Origin of the sequence: Kitasatospora sp. NPDC048194 (assembly GCF_043202455.1) — a bacterium.
In the GTDB taxonomy this organism is placed as follows: Bacteria; Actinomycetota; Actinomycetes; order Streptomycetales; family Streptomycetaceae; genus Kitasatospora.
In genome coordinates, this window is sequence record NZ_JBIDAK010000019.1 from 48,387 (window position 1) to 71,423 (window position 23,037).

General features: G+C 71.6%; 16 protein-coding genes. 12 read left to right on the forward strand and 4 right to left on the reverse strand.

Annotation, left to right across the window (positions count from 1 at the left end):
- Positions 1 to 194 precede the first annotated feature (194 nt).
- Entirely contained in the window at positions 195 to 1,484 is a 1,290-nt protein-coding gene (gene clpX, locus ACGF07_RS22575) for an ATP-dependent Clp protease ATP-binding subunit ClpX (RefSeq protein WP_196950255.1), read from the forward strand.
- A gap of 114 nt (positions 1,485 to 1,598) precedes the next feature.
- Here the strand turns inward: clpX and ACGF07_RS22580 are convergent, their stop codons facing one another.
- On the reverse strand, positions 1,599 to 2,450 hold the full coding sequence (locus tag ACGF07_RS22580; RefSeq protein WP_392901463.1) for a hypothetical protein: 852 nt from the start codon (positions 2,448 to 2,450) through the stop codon (positions 1,599 to 1,601).
- Between the two features lie 191 nt (positions 2,451 to 2,641).
- Here ACGF07_RS22580 and ACGF07_RS22585 point away from each other — a divergent pair, with 191 nt between their 5' ends.
- Both ACGF07_RS22585 and ACGF07_RS22590 read left to right on the forward strand, forming a co-directional pair.
- On the forward strand, positions 2,642 to 5,278 hold the full coding sequence (locus ACGF07_RS22585; protein ID WP_392901465.1) for a valine--tRNA ligase: 2,637 nt from the start codon (positions 2,642 to 2,644) through the stop codon (positions 5,276 to 5,278).
- Between the two features lie 295 nt (positions 5,279 to 5,573).
- Entirely contained in the window at positions 5,574 to 6,098 is a 525-nt protein-coding gene (locus tag ACGF07_RS22590; protein ID WP_350741899.1) for a hypothetical protein, read from the forward strand.
- A gap of 90 nt (positions 6,099 to 6,188) precedes the next feature.
- Here the strand turns inward: ACGF07_RS22590 and wecB are convergent, their stop codons facing one another.
- The gene (gene wecB, locus ACGF07_RS22595; protein ID WP_392901466.1) at positions 6,189 to 7,352 is read right to left on the reverse strand and encodes a non-hydrolyzing UDP-N-acetylglucosamine 2-epimerase; all 1,164 of its coding nucleotides are present in this window, start codon (positions 7,350 to 7,352) and stop codon (positions 6,189 to 6,191) included.
- 104 nt (positions 7,353 to 7,456) lie between these two features.
- Positions 7,457 to 8,890 carry a glycosyltransferase family 2 protein gene (locus tag ACGF07_RS22600; protein WP_392901467.1) on the reverse strand — a complete coding sequence of 478 codons (1,434 nt, stop codon included), beginning with the start codon at positions 8,888 to 8,890 and terminating at the stop codon, positions 7,457 to 7,459.
- A gap of 219 nt (positions 8,891 to 9,109) precedes the next feature.
- Here ACGF07_RS22600 and ACGF07_RS22605 point away from each other — a divergent pair, with 219 nt between their 5' ends.
- The 8 genes from ACGF07_RS22605 to rodA all read left to right on the forward strand — a co-directional run bounded on the left by ACGF07_RS22605 (position 9,110) and on the right by rodA (position 18,082).
- A complete protein-coding gene (locus ACGF07_RS22605; protein ID WP_392901468.1) occupies positions 9,110 to 10,501 on the forward strand; it encodes a bifunctional folylpolyglutamate synthase/dihydrofolate synthase in 1,392 nt (463 codons plus the stop codon).
- 1 nt (position 10,502) lies between these two features.
- Complete coding sequence (locus ACGF07_RS22610) at positions 10,503 to 10,856, forward strand: DUF4233 domain-containing protein (protein WP_350741893.1); 354 nt, start codon at positions 10,503 to 10,505, stop codon at positions 10,854 to 10,856.
- Between the two features lie 130 nt (positions 10,857 to 10,986).
- On the forward strand, positions 10,987 to 11,400 hold the full coding sequence (gene ndk / locus ACGF07_RS22615; RefSeq protein ID WP_350741891.1) for a nucleoside-diphosphate kinase: 414 nt from the start codon (positions 10,987 to 10,989) through the stop codon (positions 11,398 to 11,400).
- A gap of 317 nt (positions 11,401 to 11,717) precedes the next feature.
- Entirely contained in the window at positions 11,718 to 12,743 is a 1,026-nt protein-coding gene (locus ACGF07_RS22620) for a rod shape-determining protein (RefSeq protein WP_350741910.1), read from the forward strand.
- Positions 12,744 to 12,839: 96 nt separating this feature from the next.
- Positions 12,840 to 13,793, forward strand: coding sequence for a rod shape-determining protein MreC (gene mreC / locus ACGF07_RS22625; RefSeq protein ID WP_392901469.1), 954 nt, complete (start codon positions 12,840 to 12,842; stop codon positions 13,791 to 13,793).
- Between the two features lie 3 nt (positions 13,794 to 13,796).
- Positions 13,797 to 14,438: a rod shape-determining protein MreD gene (gene mreD, locus ACGF07_RS22630; protein WP_350741887.1), complete on the forward strand. Its 642-nt coding sequence runs from the start codon at positions 13,797 to 13,799 to the stop codon at positions 14,436 to 14,438.
- A gap of 57 nt (positions 14,439 to 14,495) precedes the next feature.
- Positions 14,496 to 16,886: a penicillin-binding protein 2 gene (gene mrdA / locus ACGF07_RS22635; RefSeq protein WP_392901470.1), complete on the forward strand. Its 2,391-nt coding sequence runs from the start codon at positions 14,496 to 14,498 to the stop codon at positions 16,884 to 16,886.
- Positions 16,883 to 18,082 (forward strand): rod shape-determining protein RodA, encoded by a 1,200-nt coding sequence (gene rodA / locus ACGF07_RS22640; RefSeq protein WP_392901471.1) that lies wholly within the window; start codon positions 16,883 to 16,885, stop codon positions 18,080 to 18,082. The genes mrdA and rodA overlap by 4 nt, the downstream gene beginning before the upstream one ends.
- Positions 18,083 to 18,159: 77 nt before the next feature.
- Here the strand turns inward: rodA and ACGF07_RS22645 are convergent, their stop codons facing one another.
- Complete coding sequence (locus ACGF07_RS22645) at positions 18,160 to 19,461, reverse strand: M14 family zinc carboxypeptidase (RefSeq protein ID WP_392901472.1); 1,302 nt, start codon at positions 19,459 to 19,461, stop codon at positions 18,160 to 18,162.
- A 455-nt stretch (positions 19,462 to 19,916) separates the two neighbouring features.
- Here ACGF07_RS22645 and ACGF07_RS22650 point away from each other — a divergent pair, with 455 nt between their 5' ends.
- Positions 19,917 to 21,860 (forward strand): TIGR03960 family B12-binding radical SAM protein, encoded by a 1,944-nt coding sequence (locus tag ACGF07_RS22650; protein ID WP_392901473.1) that lies wholly within the window; start codon positions 19,917 to 19,919, stop codon positions 21,858 to 21,860.
- The last annotated feature ends 1,177 nt before the right edge of the window (positions 21,861 to 23,037 follow it).

Genomic DNA, 23,037 nt, shown 5'->3' on the forward strand with positions numbered 1-23,037 from the left:
CCGTCGGCGGACTCCGGCACGGCATCTGTTCGGTATCAATTCGCCCAGGGCGTAGGGCAGACCCGGCGAAGAGGACGGAATCACGGGCCCGGCAGAGTACCGTCGGATAGCGAGACCGAGCGCCGTCGGCGCGGACGGTCCACAGCACCAGGCCCCGGACCCCCGCGGGGCCCCTGGCGAAGGGGAAGCACCTCGTGGCACGCATCGGAGACGGTGGCGACCTGCTCAAGTGCTCGTTCTGCGGCAAGTCGCAGAAGCAGGTGAAGAAGCTGATCGCCGGCCCAGGCGTGTACATCTGCGACGAGTGCATCGACCTGTGCAACGAGATCATCGAGGAGGAACTCGCCGAGACCTCCGAGGTCCGCTTCGAGGAGCTGCCGAAGCCGCGCGAGATCTACGAGTTCCTCGACCAGTACGTGGTCGGCCAGGACCTCGCCAAGAAGGCGCTGTCGGTGGCGGTCTACAACCACTACAAGCGCGTCCAGGCCGGCGAGGCGGGCCGCAGCGGCGGCAACGGCCGCGACGACGCGATCGAGCTGGCCAAGTCCAACATCCTGCTGCTGGGCCCCACCGGCTCCGGCAAGACGCTGCTGGCGCAGACCCTCGCCCGGATGCTGAACGTGCCGTTCGCGATCGCGGACGCCACCGCGCTGACCGAGGCCGGCTACGTCGGCGAGGACGTCGAGAACATCCTGCTCAAGCTGATCCAGGCGGCCGACTACGACGTCAAGAAGGCCGAGACCGGCATCATCTACATCGACGAGATCGACAAGGTCGCCCGCAAGAGCGAGAACCCGTCGATCACCCGTGACGTCTCCGGCGAGGGCGTGCAGCAGGCGCTGCTGAAGATCCTGGAGGGCACCACCGCCTCGGTGCCGCCGCAGGGCGGGCGCAAGCACCCGCACCAGGAGTTCATCCAGATCGACACCACCAACGTGCTCTTCATCGTCGGCGGCGCGTTCGCGGGCCTGGAGCGGATCATCGAGGGCCGCGCGGGCGCCAAGGGCATCGGCTTCGGCGCCAACATCCGCTCCAAGCGCGAGTCGGACGCCAGCGACCACTTCCGCCAGGTGATGCCGGAGGACCTGGTGAAGTTCGGCATGATCCCCGAGTTCATCGGCCGTCTGCCGGTGATCACCAGCGTGCACAACCTCGACCGCGAGGCGCTGCTGCAGATCCTCACCGAGCCGAAGAACGCGCTGGTCAAGCAGTACCGCAAGCTCTTCGAACTGGACGGCGTGGAGCTGGAGTTCTCCCGGGACGCGCTGGAGGCGATCGCCGACCAGGCGATCCTGCGCGGCACCGGCGCCCGCGGTCTGCGGGCCATCATGGAGGAGGTGCTGATGTCCGTGATGTACGAGGTCCCCTCGCGCCAGGACGTCGCCCGCGTGGTGGTCACCGGGGACGTGGTCTCCAAGCACGCCATCCCCACCCTCGTCCCGCGCGACATGATCAAGCGCGAGCGCCGCGAGAAGAGCGCCTGAGCCCACGGCCGGCACGCGAAGGGGCCCCGCACCGATCCGGTGCGGGGCCCCTTCGCGTCGGCGGCGCGGCCGCCCCGGGCTACCGGGCGTCGGCGGCGCCGCCGACGCCCCCGGCTACCGGGCGACCTTCATCGCGTCGCGGATCGCCCTGGTCTTCTCCGCGGCCTGCTCGGGGGTGATGGCCTGGCTGCCGCTGTCGCCGCCGGCGGTCAGGCTCATCTTGGTGAAGGTGACCCGGCCGTAGGTGGACTTGTCCGCCCAGACGCAGACCGCCGAACCGGCCTTGCCGGCGACGACGCTCAGGATGCCGCAGCTGAGCCTGCCCGAGGAGGCGTGGCTGTCCTTCGCCGGGTAGTCGGTCAGCGGCGTCGTCCAGGTCGTGCCGCTGGTGGTGCTCTTGGAGTCGGCGATGATCTGGTCCGGGTCGTTGATGTCCCCGTAGATGCCGATCACCGACAGCGAGTCCACGTTCTTGACGTCGGTGCCCTTGCTGTAGCTGGCCCCCAGCGCGTGCAGGTCCTTGCCGACCTTCGCCACGTCGGGCTTGCTCATGTCGGCGGCCTCCTCCTTCGCCGACTTCTGCACGTAGCCGTCCAGCAGCGTCTGCGGGGCGGTCAGCTTGTACTGGCCGCCGGCGTCGCTGCCGCCGAGGAACTTCCAGGCCGCGAAACCGCCGCCGCCCAGCACCAGCGCGCCGATCACCAGGCCGATCACCAGACCGCCCCTGCCCTTCTGCGGCTGCGTCGGGTAGCCCGGCTGCCCGTACGGCGCCTGCGGGGGCACGCCGTACGGCTGCTGCGGGGCGCCGTAGGGCTGCTGCTGCGGCGGGTAGCCGTACTGGGGCTGCGGGGCGCCGTAGGGCTGCTGCGGCGGCGGGGCGCCGTAGGGCTGCTGGGGCGGCGGGGCGCCGTAAGGCTGACCACCGTAAGGCTGACCCTGCGGATACTGCTGTCCCTGGCCGTACATCTGTCCTCGTGCTCCCCCGCCGCACCCGCGGCCGATCGTGGTGTGGTTAGTCGTTCCGTGTGCGTCCGGTCGCCCGGACGAGTGTCCGGGCACGCTACCGCACGCGCCCGTGGCAGGGGCGTCCGGGCGGGGCCGGTCCGGGCACCGAAAGCGGTTCGTGACCAGTACCGGGGTTACGTAAACTGTGCGTCGTGACCGACACGACGAACCAGCGCCCCGTGAGCACCACCGGGGACGATGCGGCAACCCTCCCGACGACCTACACCCCCGCGGACGTAGAGGGCGAGCTGTACGAGCGCTGGGTGGAGCGTGGGTACTTCACCGCGGACGCGAAGAGCGACAAGCCTCCGTTCACCATCGTCATCCCGCCGCCGAACGTCACCGGCAGCCTCCACCTGGGCCACGCCTTCGAGCACACGCTGATCGACGCGCTGGTCCGCCGCAAGCGGATGCAGGGCTACGAGGCGCTGTGGCAGCCGGGTATGGACCACGCCGGCATCGCCACCCAGAACGTGGTCGAGCGTGAGCTCGCGAAGGAGGGCAAGTCCCGCCACGACCTGGGCCGCGAGGCCTTCGTCGAGCGCGTCTGGAAGTGGAAGGCCGAGTCCGGCGGCCAGATCTCCGGCCAGATGCGCCGCCTCGGCGACGGCGTGGACTGGTCCCGCGAGCGGTTCACCATGGACGAGGGCCTCTCCCAGGCCGTCCAGACCATCTTCAAGAAGCTCTTCGACGACGAGCTGATCTACCGCGCCGAGCGCATCATCAACTGGTGCCCCCGCTGCCTGACCGCCATCTCGGACATCGAGGTGGAGTACCAGGACGACGACGGCGAGCTGGTCTCGATCCGCTACGGCGAGGGCGAGGACTCGATCGTCGTGGCGACCACCCGTGCCGAGACGATGCTCGGTGACACCGCGGTCGCCGTCCACCCGGAGGACGAGCGCTACAAGCACCTGGTCGGCACCGAGATCGAGCTGCCGCTGACCGGCCGCCGCATCCCGATCGTCGCCGACGCCCACGTCGACCCGGAGTTCGGCACCGGCGCGGTCAAGGTGACGCCCGCGCACGACCCCAACGACTTCGAGATCGGCCAGCGGCACAACCTGCCGAACATCGCCGTGATGGACGAGCACGCCGTCATCACCGTCCACGGCCCCTTCCTCGGCCTGGACCGCCTCGAGGCCCGTTCGGCGATCGTCGCCGCGCTGCGCGCCGAGGGCCGGATCGTCGCCGAGAAGCGCCCGTACGTCCACTCGGTGGGTCACTGCTCGCGCTGCAAGACCACCATCGAGCCGCGGCTGTCCATGCAGTGGTGGGTCAAGGTCGGCCCGCTGGCGAAGGCCGCCGGGGACGCCGTCCGCGACGGCAAGGTCAAGATCCACCCGCAGGAGTTGGAGAAGCGGTACTTCGACTGGGTCGACAACCTGCACGACTGGTGCATCTCGCGCCAGCTGTGGTGGGGCCACCGCATCCCCGTCTGGTACGGCCCGAACGGCGAGGTCGTCTGCGTCGGCCCGGACGAGCAGCCCCCCACCGGTGAGGGCTGGCACCAGGACACCGACGTCCTGGACACCTGGTTCTCCTCCGGCCTGTGGCCGTTCTCCACGCTCGGCTGGCCGGAGCAGACCGATAGCCTCGCGAAGTTCTACCCGAACTCCGTCCTGGTCACCGGCTACGACATCCTGTTCTTCTGGGTCGCCCGGATGATGATGTTCGGCCTCTACGCGATGGACGGCACCCCGCCGTTCCACACCATCGCCCTGCACGGCATGGTCCGTGACCAGAACGGCAAGAAGATGTCCAAGTCCTTCGGAAACGTGGTCAATCCGCTGGACTGGATGGACAAGTACGGCTCCGACGCGCTGCGCTTCACGCTCGCGCGCGGTGCCAACCCGGGCGTCGACGTGCCGATCGGCGAGGACTGGGTCCAGGCGGCCCGCAACTTCGCCAACAAGATCTGGAACGCCACCCGGTTCGCGCTGATGAACGGCGCCACCGTCGAGGGCCCGCTGCCCGCGCCGGAGGAGCTGACCGCGACGGACCGCTGGATCCTGTCGCGCCTGGGCAGCACCGTCGCCGAGGTGGACGGCCTGTACGAGGACTACCAGTTCTCGAAGCTCTCCGAGGCGCTGTACCACTTCGCCTGGGACGAGGTCTTCGACTGGTACGTCGAGCTCTCCAAGACCACCCTCGCCAAGGGCGGCCCGCAGGCCGACGCCGCGCGCCGGGTGCTCGGCGAGGTCCTGGACGTCACCCTGCGGCTGCTGCACCCGATCGTCCCCTTCGTCACCGAGACCCTGTGGACGACGCTCACCGGCGCCGAGTCGGTGGTCATCGCCGACTGGCCGGCCGACAGCGGCTACCGCGACGCCGCGGCCGAGGCGGAGATCGCCACGCTGCAGCAGGTCGTCACCGAGGTCCGCCGGTTCCGTACCGACCAGGGCCTCAAGCCGGGCCAGCGCGTCCCGGCGACGCTGGACCTGGAGGGCACGGCACTGGCCGCCCACGAGGACGCGATCCGCTCGCTGCTGCGGCTGACCGTCCCCGAGGAGGGCTTCGCGGCGACCGCCTCGCTGCCGGTCGCGGGCGCCACCGTCTCGCTGGACCTCTCCGGCACCATCGACGTCGAGGCGGAGCGCAAGCGCCTCGCCAAGGACCTCGCGGCCGCCGAGAAGGAGAAGGCCCAGACCACCGCCAAGCTCGGCAACGAGGCCTTCCTGGCCAAGGCGCCGGACGAGGTGGTCGCCAAGATCCGGACCCGCCAGGAGGCCGCCGAGGCCGACATCGCCCGGATCACCGCCCAGCTCGCGGCGCTCCCGCAGGGCTGAGCCGGACCGTCCCGCCGAGGGGCCGCACACCGCGACACGCGGGTGCGGCCCCTCGGGTGTTTTCCGGGCGTTACCCGGATGCCCATTCGCTACGCCCAACAGAGCAGCAACATTGCTCCCTTCCGGCGAATATTCATCCTGGACCGGGTGACGTCCTATTCCGAGCGAATTGATTCCGGTCTTGCCCGCGCGCGTTCGCGGAAGTTTGCAGGTCGGATGTGTACGGTGTGCACGGAGTTTCCTAAGGGCGTTTCTGCTGAGCGTTCATGCTGAACGACGGACGGGAGGGCATGGCGTGGTGGTGACCCAGGAGTTGGCCGAGGAACTGCCTGCCGCGGCGGTCGAGGAGGCCAAGGCCAGGGCGGCGACCCTGTTGCTCGCCTTCCGGCACGGGAACCAGCTCGCGTTCGACCACGAACTGGACATGTTGTTCGAGGAGAACGTCGAGCGGGAGGTGACCACCCTGCTCGCCTGGATCGCCGCCGAGGCCGTCCGCAAGGCGTACGCCCCCGAGGTCGGGGACCGGGTGCTCCGGGCGATGGCCCGGCGGGCCCCGGAGGACACCGGTGCGGTCCAGGTGGACGAGGAGTCCGCCAACGCCGCCCAGCTGATCGAGGCGGTCGCGGCGGGCGAGGTGGCCGAGGTCCGGGGCCTGGTCGCCGCGACGCCGGACACCACCTACCTGCTCGGCGGCCTGCTCCAGGGCGTGGCGATGATGCTGCCGCTCCTGCCGGAGGGGGAACTCGCCGAGATCACCACGGAGTTGCGCCGTCGGCACGGCCACAACGTGCACGTGCCGGAGGCCCGGGCAGGGGTCTGATCCGACCCCGCCCGCCGGGAAGGCCCACCCATCCGGCCCTACCCATCCGGCCCCGGCCGCCCGACCGCCCCGCCGCCCCCCGCTGCGCGGCTACGCGGCCGCAGGCACCGCCGGCTCCGCCAGAGCCTCCGCCTCCGCACCGCGCCCGGCGAGCGCGGCGGTCAGCGCGGCGATCCGGGCCGAGGCGAGCCCGTCGCCGTACGGGCTCGGGGTGGCCGCCAGCCGGGCCAGTCGCTCGGGGGTGTCGGAGAGCCAGGCCCGGGCCAGCTCGCCCAGCTCCGCGCCGGGCCGCACCAGTGCGGCGAAGCCGGCCGCCATCGCCTCCGGGCGTTCGGTGGAGCGGCGCACCACCAGCAGCGGGCGGCCGAGCACGGTGCACTCCTCCTGGACGCCGCCGGAGTCGGAGACCAGCAGCGCCGCGTGGCTCGCCAGGCCCAGGAAGTCGCCGTAGCCGACCGGTTCGGTCACGGCCAGGCGCTCCAGCAGGCGGTCCAGTCCGAAGCGCTCGACGGCCGCGCGGGTGCGGGGGTGCATCGGGAACAGCACGGGGGTGCCGGCCCGGGCGATCCGGTCCAGCTCGGCGAGCACGGCGCCGAGCGCCTCCGCGGTGTCGGTGTTCTCCGGGCGGTGCACGGTGGCCAGCACGTACGCGTCCGGGCGCAGCCCGTGGGCGGCGAGCAGCGCGGCGCGGGCGGCCGGGGCCGGCAGCCGGCGGCGGACCACCTCGACCACGGTGTTGCCGGTGAGCGCGATCCGCTCCGGGGCGAGCGACTCGTTGCGCAGGTTGGCGACGTTGTCCTGGGTGGCGGCGCAGAGCAGGTCGGAGACGTGGTCGACCATGACCCGGTTGTGCTCCTCGGGCATCGCCCGGTCGTAGCTGCGCAGCCCGGCCTCGACGTGCACCAGCGGGATCTCCCGGGCGTTGGCGGCCAGCGCCCCGGCGAGGGTGGCGTTGGTGTCGCCCTGGACGACCACGGCGGCGGGGCGGTCCTCGGCGAAGGCGGCGTCGAGTTGGCCGAGCGACTGGGCGATCTGGCCGGCCCGGGGGCGGCCGCCGACGCCGGTGAGCAGTTCCGGGCGGGGCAGGTCGAGGTCGCGCAGGAACCGGCCGGACATCGCCTCGTCCCAGTGCTGGCCGGTGTGCACCAGCCGGGTGGCGTCGCCGAGTTCGTGGATCAGCGGGGCGAGCTTGACCAGCTCGGGGCGGGTGCCGAGGACGACGGCGACGCTGGACGGGGGCAGGCACGTGCTCATGGCGGAACTCCGAAGGGGGCGGGCGGGCACCGGCGGTCGCGGTCGCCGGAGGTCGGGCGCGGGGGAGGGGGCGGTGGTGCGAGGCGGGGGAGCGGTGGTGCGGCTCAGGACTCGAGCGCGGTGGGGGCGCCGACGGCGACCTTCTCCGCGTTGCGCCGGGTCTTGGCCCAGCCGTTGCGGCCCAGCAGCAGCCGGACGGCGGCGCGGGTGGCGACGACGAAGAGGTGGTAGGCGTAGAGCCAGACCAGGACGCCCCACAGCAGTCCGGTGAGCCGGCTGCGGTCGCCGTGGACGTGCCTGCGGTAGGCGAGGCCCCAGAACACCATCGGCAGGGCGGCGAGCACGAAGGCGAGCAGCATCCAGGGGCCGAAGCGGAGCTGGAACTCGGCGGTCTCGGCGGGGAAGAGCACCAGCCCGGCGGCGGTGATCCCGAGCGAGAGCGGGAAGAGCAGCACCAGCAGCACGCAGACCACGGGCTGGAGGAAGGTGTACATCACCTCGGCCTTGCCGGCCGGGGTGTAGTGCGGGGAGCGGAGCACCCGGCCGGTGTAGCGCAGGCACTGCATGTTGCCCTGGGCCCAGCGGGTGCGCTGGGTGAGGAAGCGGCGCAGCGAGATCAGGCCCTCCTGGGAGACCTGGGCCTCGGTGACGTGGGTGAGCCGCCAGCCGGCCAGCCGCAGGTCGAGGCCGGACTCGTAGTCCTCCAGCAGGGCGCGTTCGGGCCAGGGGCGGCCGGCCCGGCCCTCGTCGGCGGTGAGCGAGTCGAGGGCGGAGAGCCGGACGAACTGGCCGTTGCCGCCGAGGCCGACGCTGCCGGTGCGGCGGCGGAGCAGCTGCATGCCGGTGTTGCTGGCCTGGAACTCGATGTCCTGCATCCGGACCAGGGCACGGGCGAGGGTGTTGGCGGTGCGGCCGCGGCCGGGCAGCGGGCGTTCGTCGTCGGCGTTGCGCATCCGCACGCCGATCTGGACGGCGCCGGTGTCGGGGCGGGCGAGCGCCTCGGGGTTGCAGACGTGGCCGAGGGTGCCCGAGTCGAGCCGGCCGTCGGCGTCGACCACGCCGATCACCACGCGGGAGCGGTCGGTGGACTCGGGCAGCCAGGCGGAGATCTCGCGGTAGGCGGCGTTGAGGGCGGCGCCCTTGCCGATCCGGGCGTGCGGGCGGCGGCGCTGGACGAGGTGGATGCGCGGGTCGCGGGCCGCGGCGGCGAGCACGAGGTCGCGGGTGGCGTCCTCGCTGTCGTCGTCGATCACCCACAGGTGGGCCTCGGGCGCGCCGGCCCGCAGGCCGTCCAGGGTCTGGGTGACCACGGCCTCCTCGTCGCGGCACGGGATGACGAGGTGCCATTGGAAGAGGGACGGGTCGCCGGGCTCGGCGGGTTCGTTGTGCCGGAAGGCGTGACGGGAGCCGGCCCAGTACACGAGGAAGCGTCCGAAGACGAGGAGCATGTAGCCGACGAGGGCCAGGGAGATCAGTCCGGCGAACCAGACGATCTGCTCCTGGCGGAGCACGATCCAGTCGTGCAGGAACTCGGGCATGGTGCGGTGCTCCTCATGATCAAAGGCTGTCGGCTCCTGTGGTCTGCGAATCGATGCTTCGTTGCCGTTCAAGTCGCTAAAGGAATGGTAAAGCGGACAAACGGGTGGCAGTAGGGTGAGATCGGGCGAAGTGGCGCTTCTCACCTCCCCGCCGGCCGGCCCGCCACCCCCGCCCTCACCCTGTCGGGACGGGCCCGCGCCGCTCCGTAGACTGTGGTCGTGAGCGACAAGGCCGACCCGAACCCGTACACCCTCCGCCCCGCCGACGCCGGCCCCGGCGACGCCCTGCGCGACGTCGAGCTGGAACTCTCCAAGCGCTGGCCGGAGAACAAGCTGGAGCCCTCGCTCGACCGGATCGAGGCGCTGATGGACATCCTGGGCCAGCCCCAGCGGTCCTTCCCGTCCATCCACATCACCGGCACCAACGGCAAGACCTCCACCGCCCGGATGATCGAGCAGCTGCTGAACACCTTCGAGCTGCGCACTGGCCGCTACACCAGCCCGCACGTGGAGACCGTCACCGAGCGGATCAGCCTGGACGGCGCCCCGATCAGCCCGGAGCGCTTCGTCGAGGTCTACCGCGACATCGAGCCCTACGTGCAGATGGTCGACGCGGCGCAGCCGGTGCCGATGTCCTTCTTCGAGGTGCTGACCGGCATGGCCTACGCGGCCTTCGCCGACGCGCCGGTGGAGGTCGCGGTGGTCGAGGTGGGCATGGGCGGCTCGTGGGACGCCACCAACGTCATCGACGGGGCCGTCGCCGTGATCACCCCGATCGGGCTGGACCACACCGACAAGCTCGGCGAGACCACCGGCGAGATCGCGGTCGAGAAGTCCGGGATCATCAAGACCGGCGCCATCGCGGTGGTCGCCCAGCAGCCGCTGGACGCCGCCCAGACCATCCTGCGCCGGGCCGTCGAGGTCGACGCGACGGTCGCCCGCGAGGGCATGGAGTTCGGCGTGATCCGCCGTGAGCTCGCGGTCGGCGGCCAGCTGGTGACGTTGCGCGGGCTCGGCGGCGAGGAGTACGAGGACCTCTTCATCCCGCTGCACGGCGAGCACCAGGCGCACAACGCGGCGCTCGCGCTGGCCGCGGTCGAGGCCTTCTTCGGCGTCGGCGGCGCCCGCGGCGGGCAGCTCGACGTCGACAAGGTCCGCCAGGCCTTCTCCGGCGTCTCCTCGCCGGGCCGCCTGGAGGTCGTCCGCCGCAGCCCCACCATCGTCCTGGACGCCGCGCACAACCCGCACGGCGCCCGCGCCACCGTCGCCGCGCTCTCCGAGTCCTTCGGCTTCACCCGCCTGGTCGGCGTGATCGGCACCTCCGGGGACAAGGACGTGCCGGGCCTGCTGGAGGCCTTCGAGCCGATCCTGGCCGAGGTCGTCATCACCCAGAACTCCACCCACCGCGCGATGGACGTGGACGAGCTCGCGGCCCTGGCCGTCGAGATCTTCGGCGAGGACCGCGTCCAGGTCGAGCCGCGGCTCGACGACGCCATCGCCGCCGCCGTCACCCTGGCCGAGGAGGAGGGCGACCTCGGCGGCGCCGGGGTGCTGGTCACCGGTTCGGTCATCACGGTGGGCGAGGCCCGCCTGCTGCTCGGGAGGAAGTGACATGAGGACGCTCTGCTCCTCGACGCTGATCGGCGAGGCGCTGCTGGCGCTCTTCGCCGGGCTGGTCGCGATGCGGCTGTCCAGCGTCTCGACGGCCACCGTGTGGATCGTCACGGGCATCGCCATGGCGCTGTGCCTCGCGCTCTGCGGTGTGATCAACCGCCCGGGCGCGGTGCAGATCGGCTGGGCGCTGCAGATCGGCCTGATCGCCAGCGGCTTCATCCTGCCGACCATGTTCGGCCTGGGCGTGGTCTTCGCCGGCCTGTGGTGGTGCTCGGTGCACTACGGCCGCAAGGTGGACGCCTTCAAAGCCGCCCGCGCGGCCGCCGAGGCCCGGGTGGCCGCCGGGGCCTGAGCCCGCGGCCCTACCGGCCCGGGGCGCGGACCGGCGGACCGACACGCCGTGTACGCAAGGTAATCTCTGCCCTGTCGGCCCCGCCCCGCGACCCGACTGCCTGCCGAACCGAATCCCCAGGAGACGCACCGTGTCCCAGCGCACTCTCGTCCTGCTCAAGCCCGACGCCGTCCGCCGCGGCCTGGCCGGCGAGATCATCAGCCGCATCGAGCGCAAGGCCGGGTGGCAGCTCGCCGCCATGGAGCTGCGCACCTTCGACCGGGCGACGCTGGAGCGGCACTACGAGGAGCACGTCGGCCGCCCGTTCTACGAGCCGCTGCTGGAGTTCATGACCTCCGGCCCGTCGATCGCGATGATCGTCGAGGGCGAGGAGGTCGTGAAGGGCATCCGCATGCTGGCCGGTGCCACCAACCCGCTGGAGGCCGGCGCCGGCACCATCCGCGGCGACTACGCGACCATCACCCGCGAGAACCTGATCCACGCGTCCGACTCCCCGGAGTCCGCCGAGCGCGAGATCAAGATCTTCTTCCCGGCGCAGGCCTGAGCCGTCCCGGGCGCGCCCGGAGGACTTCGGCACCGCCCCGGTCGGGACCATTGGCCCGGCCGGGGCATTCTTATCGTGAAATAGGGAACTGAGGACGCCGACACGGCGTCCCAATGCTCGGAGAAGCGATCACCCTCCGGACAATGGACGGTATGCCCCACGTCGATGTCCGTTCCGCGCGGCGTGACTACGATGGACGCGACTCAAGGGCCCGGTAAGGCAGCTCAGCTGGTCTCCGCCCAAGCGCGGGCGCGTGTTTCGTCCACCCTCCATGAACTCCGAGCCCGGGAAGGCACCCACACCCCATGGCGAGCAACCTGTCGTTCATCGGCCGCGACTTGGCGATCGACCTCGGAACTGCCAACACGCTGGTGTACGTCAGGGGCAAGGGGATCGTCCTCAACGAGCCGTCAGTCGTCGCCGTCAACACCAACACCGGCGGCATCCTGGCGGTCGGCGCCGAGGCCAAGAAGATGATCGGCCGCACGCCCGGCAACATCGTCGCCATCCGCCCGCTCAAGGACGGCGTGATCGCCGACTTCGAGATCACCGAGCGGATGCTGCGGTACTTCATCCTCAAGATCCACCGCCGCCGCTACCTCGCCCGCCCCCGCGTCGTCGTCTGCGTGCCCTCCGGCATCACCGGCGTCGAGCGCCGCGCCGTCATCGAGGCCTCCTCCCAGGCCGGCGCGCGCCAGGTGCACATCATCGAGGAGCCGATGGCCGCCGCGATCGGCGCCGGCCTGCCCGTCCACGAGGCCACCGGCAACATGGTCGTCGACATCGGCGGCGGCACCACCGAGGTCGCCGTGATCTCCCTCGGCGGCATCGTCACCGCCCAGTCCATCCGGGTGGCGGGCGACGAGCTGGACAACGCCATCGTCCAGCACATCAAGAAGGAGTACTCCCTCCTCCTCGGCGAGCGCAGCGCCGAGCAGATCAAGATGAGCATCGGCAGCGCCTACGGCCTGGAGGGCGAGAAGGACGAGCACGCCGAGATCCGCGGCCGCGACCTCGTCAGCGGCCTGCCGAAGACCGTCGTCATCTCCGCCGCCGAGGTCCGCGAGGCCATCGACGAACCGGTCAACACGATCATCGACGCGGTCAAGACCACCCTCGACCAGTGCCCGCCCGAGCTGGCCGGCGACGTCATGGACCGCGGCATCGTGCTCACCGGCGGCGGCGCCCTGCTGCGCGGCCTGGACGAGCGGCTGCGCCGCGAGACCGGCATGCCGATCCACATCGCCGAGAACCCGCTCGACTCCGTCGCGCTCGGCTCCGGCAAGTGCGTCGAGGAGTTCGAGGCGCTCCAGCAGGTACTGGACGCCCAGCCGCGCCGTTAGCACCACGACGAGACATCCAATACTCAACTGAACGGGCCGCCGCCCGGGGCCCACAGCCCCGGCGGCCGCCAGGTACGAAGGGGCAGTACCAGCACCGTGAGGGACACACGAGAGAGCCGGCTGCTGCTCATCCTGCTGGTGGCCATCGCCTTCGCGCTGATCACCGTGGACATCAAGGGCGGTGAGGACTCCCCGCTCGGCCCGGCCCGGCAGGCGGCCGCCAAGGTCCTCGGCCCGGTCGAGCGCGGCGCGGCCACCGTCGTCGACCCCGTCGCCGACACCGTCCGCGCCTTCCGCGACACCGCCACCAACAGCGGCCGCACCGACCAGCTCGCCCGCGAGAACACCGACCTGCGGCAGAAGCTCGCCTCCTCCGACATGGCCGCCGGGCGCACCAAGCAGCTGGACGACCTGCTGCGCACCGCCGGCGCCGGCGGCTACACCGTCAAGGCCGCCCAGGTGATCGCGATCGGCCCGGCCCAGGGCTTCTCCTGGACCATCACCATCGACGCCGGCAGCGACGACGGCCTCACCCGCGACATGACCGTGATCAACGGACAGGGCCTGGTCGGCCGGGTCACCACCGTCGCCCCGACCACCGCCACCGTGCTGCTCGCCTCCGACCCCGGCTTCTCGGCCGGCACCCGGCTGGAGGGCAGCGGCGAGATCGGCTTCGCCTCCGGCGGCGGCGACAGCCCGATGAAGGTCTCCCTGCTCAACGGCAAGGCGCAGGTCAAGGCCGGGGACCGGCTGGTCACCTTCGGCTCGCAGAGCGGCCGCCCGTTCGTCCCCGGCGTCCCCGTCGGCAAGGTCACCGAGGTCCAGGCCAACGCGGGCCAGCTGACCAAGACCGTCCTGGTCGAGCCGTTCGTCCAGTTCACCCGGCTGGACCTGGTCGGCGTCGTGGTCGTGCCGCCGCGCACCGACCCGCGCGACGCCGTCCTGCCGCCCGCCCCCACCCCGGGCCAGAGCCAGGCCCCGGCCGCGCCCGCCCAGCCGCAGGCCTCCGGGCCCGCCGTCCCGCCCGCCAAGCCCAATGGGGGGAACTGAGCCATGCGCCTCGCCCGCATCCCCGTCTCCGCCGTCCTCATCCTGCTCGGACTGGTCCTCCAGGTCAGCGTGTTCGGCCGGCTCCAGCTCCCGGGGGCCACCCCGGACGTCCTGCTGCTCGTCGTGGTCGGCCTGGCCATGGTCTACGGGCCGACCGGCGGCTGCCTGGTCGGCTTCGCGGCCGGCCTGCTCGCCGACCTCGCCCCGCCCTCCGACCACGCCATCGGCCGCTACGCCCTGGTGCTCTGCCTGATGGGCTACGTCGCGGGCCTGCTGCGCTCGGACCACGGCCGCCGGCGTTCGGTCTCCGGCGCCCTGGTGGTCGTCGGCGCCGCGGCGATCGCCTCCACCCTGCTGTACGCGATGGTCGGCGCCCTGGTCGGCGACACCGCGGCCCGGCACGTCGGCCTCAGCGGCCTGGTGGTCAGCGCCCTGCTGTACGACCTGCTGCTGGCCCCGTTCGTGGTGCCGCTGGTGATGCTGCTCGGACGCAGCTTCGGCCGCGACCCGGTGACCGCCGCCAGCGACGACGACGAGGGCGGCCCCGGCCTCGGCACGCTGGCCCGCTACCGCACCACGCGTGAGGTCTCGTCCGGCCCGAAGTACAAGAAGCGGCGCGTGCCCGGCTTCGCCCGGCGCCCGTAACCGGCCCTCCCGGGCCCCAGAACTCCCGACCTCCCCGCACCCTGGAGCGCACGAGACGTGAGCAACATCCCCGAGACCGGCCGAACCCGGCGGGTGACGATCCGTCTGGTGGTGCTGCAGATCCTGGTGCTTTCGCTGCTCGCCACCCTCGGCGGACGGCTGTGGTACCTGCAGATCCGCAACGCCAAGGAGTACACCGCCAAGGCGACCGGCAACCACATCCGCGAGGTGGTCGAGCCGTCCGTCCGCGGCGAGATCCTGGACGCCTCCGGCCGGGTCCTGGCCGGCAACGAGACCCGGCTGGTGGTGTCCGTCAGCCGGACCTCGCTGATGCAGCAGAAGGACGGCGGCAAGGCGGTGCTGGGGCGCCTCGCCGACGTGCTGGGCATGCCGGCCAAGGACGTGCAGGAGAAGGTCCGGCTCTGCGACGCCAAGACCCCGCAGCCCTGCTGGAACGGTTCGCCCTACCAGCCGATCCCGGTCACCAAGGAGGCGACCACCCAGCAGGCGATGCAGATAATGGAGCGTCGCGAGGACTTCCCCGGGGTCACCGCGCAGCCCACCGCCGTGCGCCACTACACCGGCGTCGAGGGCGCCAACATGGCCCAGGTGCTCGGCTACCTCTCGCCCGTCACCGACGACGAGGTCAGCAAGACCGCGGACAAGACCGGCCTGGACCGCTACCTGCCGGCCGACCAGATCGGCCGGGCCGGCCTGGAGTCGGTGTACGACCGCGACCTGCGCGGCACCGCGGGCATCACCAAGCTGGAGGTGGACAACCTCGGCCGGGTGATCGGCACCGCCGGCACGGTCGCCCCGCAGACCGGCAACAACCTGGTCACCAGCATCGACGCCCGGGTGCAGAAGGTCGTCGAGGACAACCTCGCGCAGGCCATGGCCGACGCCCGGAAGACCTTCGACAAGGTCACCAACCGCAACTACGAGGCCGACTCCGGCGCCGCCGTCGTGATGGACGTCCACACCGGACGGATCGTCGCCATGGCGAGCGCCCCGACCTACGACCCCAACCTGTGGGTGGGCGGCATCAGCGGCAAGGACTACCAGTCGCTGACCAGCAAGGACTCCAACTTCCCGCTGCTGAACCGGGCCATACAGGGTCAGTCCGCCCCCGGGTCGACCTTCAAGGTCATCTCCACCACCGCCGCGGTGCAGGCCGGCTACTCGCTGGACGGCAGCTACCAGTGCCCGAAGAGCATGACCATCGGCGGCCGCGAGTTCAAGAACTTCGAGAGCGAGAACTTCGGCGCGATCTCCCTGGAGAAGGCGCTGGAGGTCTCCTGCGACACCGTCTTCTACGGCCTGGCGTACGACCAGTGGATGAAGGACGGCGGCATCAAGCCGAAGAAGGACCCGTCGGACTGGTTCTTCAAGACGGCCCACGAGTTCGGCCTCGGCGCCAAGACCGGCATCGACCTGCCCTCCGAGGTGGCCGGCCGGGTGCCGGACCGGCAGTGGAAGCAGTCCTTCTACGACAACAACAAGGACGCCTGGTGCGCGCAGGCGCAGAAGGGCGGCAACAGCTTCTCCGACCAGATCGCCAAGGAGAACTGCATCGACGGCTACCAGATGCGCGCCGGTGACGCCGTCAACTTCGCGATCGGCCAGGGCGACACCCTCGTCACCCCGGTCCAGATGGCCCGGATCTACTCGGCGCTGGCCAACGGCGGGACCTTCTACCGGCCGACCGTCGCCAAGGCCGTGATAAGCCCGGGCGGGGACCTCGTCCGCGAGATCGCCCCGCAGGCGGACGCCAAGTTCCCCGGCGACGAGAAGCTGCTGAGCTACATCAACCAGGCCACCGAGGGCGTCGTCAAGAGCGGTACCGCGGCCTGGAAGTTCGTGCAGGCCGGCTGGCCGCAGGACAAGATCGCGCTGCACGCCAAGACCGGCACCGCCGAGGTCGAGGGCAAGCAGACCACCTCCTGGCTGGCCACGTACAGCAAGGACTACGCGATCGTCATGACGATCAGCCAGGGCGGCACCGGCTCCGGCGGTTCCGGGGACTCCGTCCGCCGGATCTACCAGGCGCTGTACGGCGTGGACGACAAGGGCAACATCGACAACAGCAAGGCGCTGCTGCCGACGCCGCAGGGCGAGCTGCCGAAGTTCAACCCGGACGGCACCGCGGTCATCAAGCCGGCCGCGTACACGATCGACCAGGTGCCGGGCGCCGCCGTTCAGCCCGTTCAGGCCGTTCAGCCCGTGCAGCCCGGCCAGGCCGTTCGGCCCGCGCAGTTCGCCCAGCCCGCGCCCGTCGCCCCGTCCGCTTCCGTCGCCCAGTCCGCGCCGTTCGGGCAGTCCGCCGGGCCGGACGCGGCCGCGGCGACCGCCTGGCTCGACCCGGCGCCGCCGGCCGACAGCCCGGCGCCGTACACCGCGGCCGACGCCGCGCTCGAACCGAACCGCCCGGGAAGGGGACGGGCATGAGCTCCTACGGCTCCTACCGGCAGCTGCGACTGGCCCCCCAGCGCACCGGGGTCTCCAAGGCCCTGTCCAAGGACTCGCCGCTGTGGCGGCTCGACTGGATACTGCTGCTGGCCGCGCTGGCCCTCTCGCTCGGCAGCTCGATGCTGGTCTGGTCGGCGACCCGCGGGCGCGACAACCTGACCCACGGGGACCCGCAGTACTTCCTCTACCGGCACCTGACCAACTTCGTCATCGGCCTGCTGCTGTGCGCCGTGGTGATAGCGATAGGAGCCCGGCGGGTCCGCACCCTGGTGCCGTTCATCTACGTTGCCGTGATGGTGCTGCTGCTGGCGACGCTCAGCCCGCTCGGCTCGACCGTCAACGGCGCGCACTCGTGGATCCAGCTCGGTGGCGGCTTCTCCATCCAGCCCGCCGAGTTCGCCAAGCTCGCCATCGTGCTGGCGATGGCGGTCGTGCTGTCGGACCAGGTCGACGCCGGGGAGCGGGAGTTCCCCTCGCACCGGGCGGTGTTCCGGGGCCTCATCTGGGCGTGCGTGCCGATGGGCCTGGTGCTGCTGATGCCGGACGCCGGATCGACCATGGTGATGTCCGCGATCGTGCTGGGCATCCTGCTCGGCTCGGGTGCCGCCAACCGCTGGGTGCTCGGCATCCTCGCGGCCGGCGTCGGCGGCAGCATCGCGATCTGGAAGCTCGGACTGCTGAGCCAGTACCAGATCGACCGCTTCGCGGCCTTCGCCAACCCGCAGCTCGACCCGAACGGCGTCGGCTACAACACCGCTCAGGCCCGGATCGCGATCGGTTCGGGCGGACTGACCGGCAAGGGCCTGTTCCACGGCACCCAGACCGTCGGACAGTTCGTGCCGGAGCAGCAGACCGACTTCGTGTTCACCGTCGCCGGCGAGGAGCTCGGCTTCGTCGGCGCGCTGGCCATAATCGCCCTGGTCGGCGTGATCCTCTGGCGCGCCTGCCGGATCGCCCGCCAGGCGACCGACCTGTACGGGACGATCGTGGCGGCCGGGGTCATCGCCTGGTTCTCCTTCCAGGCCTTCGAGAACATAGGGATGTGCCTGGGCATCATGCCCGTCGCGGGCATCCCGCTGCCCTTCGTCTCCTACGGCGGTTCCTCGATGTTCGCGGTCTGGATGGGCGTCGGCCTGCTCCAGGCGGTACGCAGCCAGCGACCGATAGCGGCCTGAGCCCGCACGGTGGGGGCCGGTCCGGAGTGCTCTCCGGACCGGCCCTTTTTGCTGCTGTTCAATTAGTTGACAGTGCGTCAGATCTGGTTCAGCAGGCAGTCGGCGGCGGTGAGCACCGCGCGGGTCTGGTGGGCCAGCTGCTCCTGCACCGGGACCCAGCGCGCACCGAAACGGTGGCGCAGCCGGTCCAGGCTGTCGGCGACCACGGCACGGGCGCGCTCCCGGGCGGCCTCGGCGGCCGGCCCGCGGGCCTCGGACAGCAGGCGCAGCAGGACCGAGGCGACCCGCAGCGGCAGCCGGGCGGCGACCAGCCCGGCGGTGGTCGCCCGGGAGACGCTCACCGGCCCCGGGCACCACAGCTCCAGCCACTCCTCGGCGACCCGCGGGGCGACCGCCAGGTTGAACTCGACGGTGCGCACCAGCGCGCCGTGCGCCTCCCCGGCCCGGGCCGGGACCTCGGCGAGCAGCTCGCCGAGCTCCGCGGTGCGCGCGGTCAGCGCACGGGCCGCCTCGCGGACGGCCTGCGGCCCGGCCGGATGCGGGCCGGCGTCGCCGACGGCGTCCACCGCCCACATCGGCACCTCCAGCACCGCGGTGATCCCGCCGTACCGGGCCGGATAGGACCAGGTCGACAGCTCGGGCTCGTCCGGCAGCGCCCGCGAGGCGCGCCCGCTGCCCAGCTGCGGCATCAGGTAGGTGCCGGGCGCGGGGCTGGCCCAGCCGACGGCGTCGTAGGAGTCCACGTCGAGCGGCAGGCCCGCCCGGTCGGCGGAGCGGGCGAAGCGCTCGGACAGCCCCGGCACCGGGCCGGTCAGCTGGACGAAGGTGCCACCGAAGTCCACGCCGTGCAGCGAGCACTGCAGGAACGGGCGCAGCTCGTCGATCAGCCGGGTCAGTGCGAGGCTCTCCGGCATCGGCGCCCGGCCGGAGCCGGGGGCGGGCAGCAGTTCGGGCTGCTCCTCGAAGGCCGGGCGGAAGAAGTGCTCGTAGTGGCGGCCCATGGTGAGCGGCCCGTCCAGCCAGCCCGCGTTGAGCGCGGCGCCGTCCGGATCCAGGCACAGCAGCAGGTGCCAGGACAGGCCGGGCCGGGCGGGGCGCTCCAGCAGCACCTCGGCCAGCCGGACGGCGGCGGCCGTGCCGACCGGCTCGTTGGGGTGCGGGCCGCCCACCACGAGGACGGCCCGCGGGCCGCGGTCGACCGAGAGCAGCAGCAGCGGGCGCCCGGCCCGGGAGCGGCCGACCTCGCGCAGCCGGCAGCGGTCCGGGCGGCGCAGGGCGAGCCGTCGCGCCGCGGATTCGGCCTGGGCCTGCGTGGGGTAGCGGGCCGGCCCGGTGTCGAGGGTCCGCAGGGGCCGGACCCGCCGACCGGTGTCGGTCATGGTTCTCCTTGCGACCGGTCGTACGGCCGCCGGGGCGCGGGCGTGCTGCGCCACCGGACGCGGCCTGCGGGCCGGGGACGGGCTCTGCGGGGCCGGGGGAGGGGGCCTCGCGGGACGGGGGACGGGCCGCCGGGGAGTCGGCGCGGGCCGAGCGTACGACCCAACTCCCGTCTCCGGAAGGGGGTACAGGGCTCGGGCAGGGCCCCGTCAGTACCGCACGCGCCGTTCGGGCGTGTCAACGGCGGACGGCGCCCGGCGGCGCCCGCGCACCCTGCGTGCCGGGGCGGCCACCGGCGGGTGCCGTGGCGGGGACCGCGGCCGGGCGCGCGCCGCGGGCCGGCGCCCGCGCCCGGCTCCCGGGCCGACGGGCCGTTCCCCGGATTGGGCTACCCTTGAGGGTCACCCCTCCCGTGCCGGATCGCGGCACCGAATCACGTCGTAAGGGTTCCTAGTACATGACTGTCGAATCGGTCTTCCCACGCCTGGAGGCCCTCCTCCCGCACGTCCAGAAGCCGATCCAGTACGTCGGCGGCGAGCTCAACTCGACCGTCAAGGACTGGGACGCCTGCGACGTCCGCTGGGCGTTGATGTACCCCGACGCCTACGAGGTCGGCCTGCCCAACCAGGGCGTCATGATCCTCTACGAGGTGCTCAACGAGCGCGAGGGCGTGCTGGCCGAGCGCACCTACAGCGTCTGGCCGGACCTGGAGGCGCTGATGCGGGAGCACGGCGTCCCGCAGTTCACCGTCGACGCCCACCGCCCGGTGAAGGCCTTCGACGTGTTCGGCCTCTCGTTCTCCACCGAGCTCGGCTACACCAACATGCTGACCGCGCTCGACCTGGCCGGCATCCCGCTGGAGGCCAAGGACCGCACCGACGAGGACCCGATCGTCCTCGCCGGCGGCCACGCGGCCTTCAACCCGGAGCCCATCGCGGACTTCCTGGACTGCGCGGTGATCGGCGACGGCGAGCAGGCCGTCCTCGACATCACGGAGATCATCCGCGCCTGGAAGGCCGAGGGCCGCCCCGGCGGCCGCGACGAGCTGCTGCTGCGCCTGGCCCGGACCGGCGGGGTGTACGTCCCGAAGTTCTACGACGTGGAGTACCTCGCCGACGGCCGGATCGGCCGCGTCGTGCCGAACGCCCCGGGCGTGCCGTGGCGGGTGTCCAAGCACACCGTCATGGACCTGGACGAGTGGCCGTACCCCAAGCAGCCGCTGGTCCCGCTCGCGGAGACGGTGCACGAGCGGATGTCCGTCGAGATCTTCCGCGGCTGCACCCGCGGCTGCCGCTTCTGCCAGGCCGGCATGATCACGCGCCCCGTGCGGGAGCGAAGCATCACCGGCATCGGCGAGATGGTCGAGCGCGGGCTGAAGGCGACCGGCTTCGAGGAGGTCGGCCTGCTGTCGCTGTCCAGCGCCGACCACACCGAGATCGGGGAGATCGCCAAGGGCCTGGCCGACCGCTACACCGAGGACAAGATCGGCCTGTCGCTGCCGTCCACCCGCGTCGACGCCTTCAACATCGACCTCGCCAACGAGCTGTCCCGCAACGGGCGCCGCTCCGGCCTCACCTTCGCCCCCGAGGGCGGCAGCGAGCGCATGCGCAAGGTGATCAACAAGATGGTGTCGGAGGAGGACCTGATCCGCACCGTCGCCACCGCCTACGGCAACGGCTGGCGCCAGGTGAAGCTGTACTTCATGTGCGGCCTGCCCACCGAGACCGACGAGGACGTGCTCCAGATCGGCGAGATGGCGAAGAACGTCATCCAGAAGGGCCGCGAGGTCACCGGCCAGAACGACATCCGCTGCACCGTCTCCATCGGCGGGTTCGTGCCCAAGCCGCACACCCCGTTCCAGTGGGCCCCGCAGCTGTCCGCCGAGGCCACCGACGCCCGCCTGGCCAAGCTGCGCGACTCGATCCGCGGCGACCGCAAGTACGGCAAGAACATCGGCTACCGCTACCACGACGGCAAGCCGGGCATCATCGAGGGCCTGCTCTCCCGCGGCGACCGCCGGGTCGGCGCCGTCATCCGGGCCGTCTACGAGGACGGCGGCCGCTTCGACGGCTGGCGCGAGTACTTCTCGTACGACCGCTGGATGGCCTGCGCGGAGAAGGGCCTGGCCGGCACCGGCGTCGACGTCGACTGGTACACCACCCGCGAGCGCACCTACGAGGAGGTGCTGCCCTGGGACCACCTGGACAGCGGCCTCGACAAGGACTGGCTGTGGGAGGACTGGCAGGACGCCCTGGAGGAGGTCGAGGTCGACGACTGCCGCTGGACCCCGTGCTTCGACTGCGGCGTGTGCCCCCAGATGGACACGGCCATACAAATCGGCCCGACGGGCAAGAAGCTGCTTCCGCTGAGCGTCGTCAACAGCGCTGACCAGCAGAAGTAGGCGGCGGCGTGAGTGACACGGTGAGCGAGCTGTGTGACTTACTTCACAGTCTCTCGGAGGGTGAGCGGGAGCTCGTCCTGGGCGCGCTCGGTGTGAGCCGTGCTCCGGACGGGCCCGCCCCCGCCCCCGGAGAGGCCCGGCAAGGCGGCCGGAGGACCCCTCTGCCCGCCGCCCGGAGTGCCCCGGGCGTCGAGTCCTCGATCGAGTGGGTCTGACCCCTTGAGCGATGCGTGGAGCCCTCCCCGATCCGATCGGGGAGGGCTTTGTGCCTGTCGGGCGTCCTTGCTATGCCCGGGCGGGTAGAGAGCTGTCCGGCGCTGGCCGCAGAACGGAGGCCCCGTCCCGAGGCTGCCGAAAGTCGCCCTATCGGCGGATGGGCGCAGTGGCGGCGCTCCGCCCGATTAGGGCGTTGAGCACGTTGAGCGCTGCCTTCTGGCGCTGCGCCTTCCTCGACCAGACGGCTGGGCAGACGACGCCGAAGAACAGCAACGTCACCAAGATCAGGCCTGGCGCCGCTGAGATGACAGCGACTGTGGTGTTGCTCTGGAAGCCAGCCGCGATCGGGCCTACGCCAGTTGCGGCGACGCCGGCCGGAGCTAGCCAGCGGGAGGCTGCCCGCTGCGGTGTGAAGCCCGCAGCTTGGGCGCTTCCGGTGGACACGGGACTCCCCGTACCCTCGTGCATGTAGTTCTCCGGATGTTCTAGATGGGGCTACGAGTGATGACGGCTTCCTGTTGGCGCAGGGAGCCGTCGCTCCTTCCGGGGCGTATGGCTCAACCGACACTGGACACGATGCCAGAGCGCCCGCAGTTCGAAATCCCGCAGAAAACATCGCGGTACTGGGATACCTTGATATAGCCCCAGGTCAGGTGATCATGAGGGCCCATCAGTGTGGCTTGTGTCACAGTCATTGGCGAGGGGATTGTGATGTACTTCACAGTGATGGCGTGTCGCGCAGGCTTCCGTTGAGTGGGAACGGACCCTTGGCGTCCTTCGCTCGCCAGCTCCGCGAACTTCAGGAACGGGCTCAGGGAACCGTTGACTCGGCGGTGGCGCTCGGCGCGTCCCGGACTGCCGTCTACGAGGCGTTGAGGGGATCCCGCCTACCGAGCATCAGGAATCTAGACCTCATGGTCGAGGCTTGGGGTGATCGTGGGCTATCGGAGCGTGAGTCGTG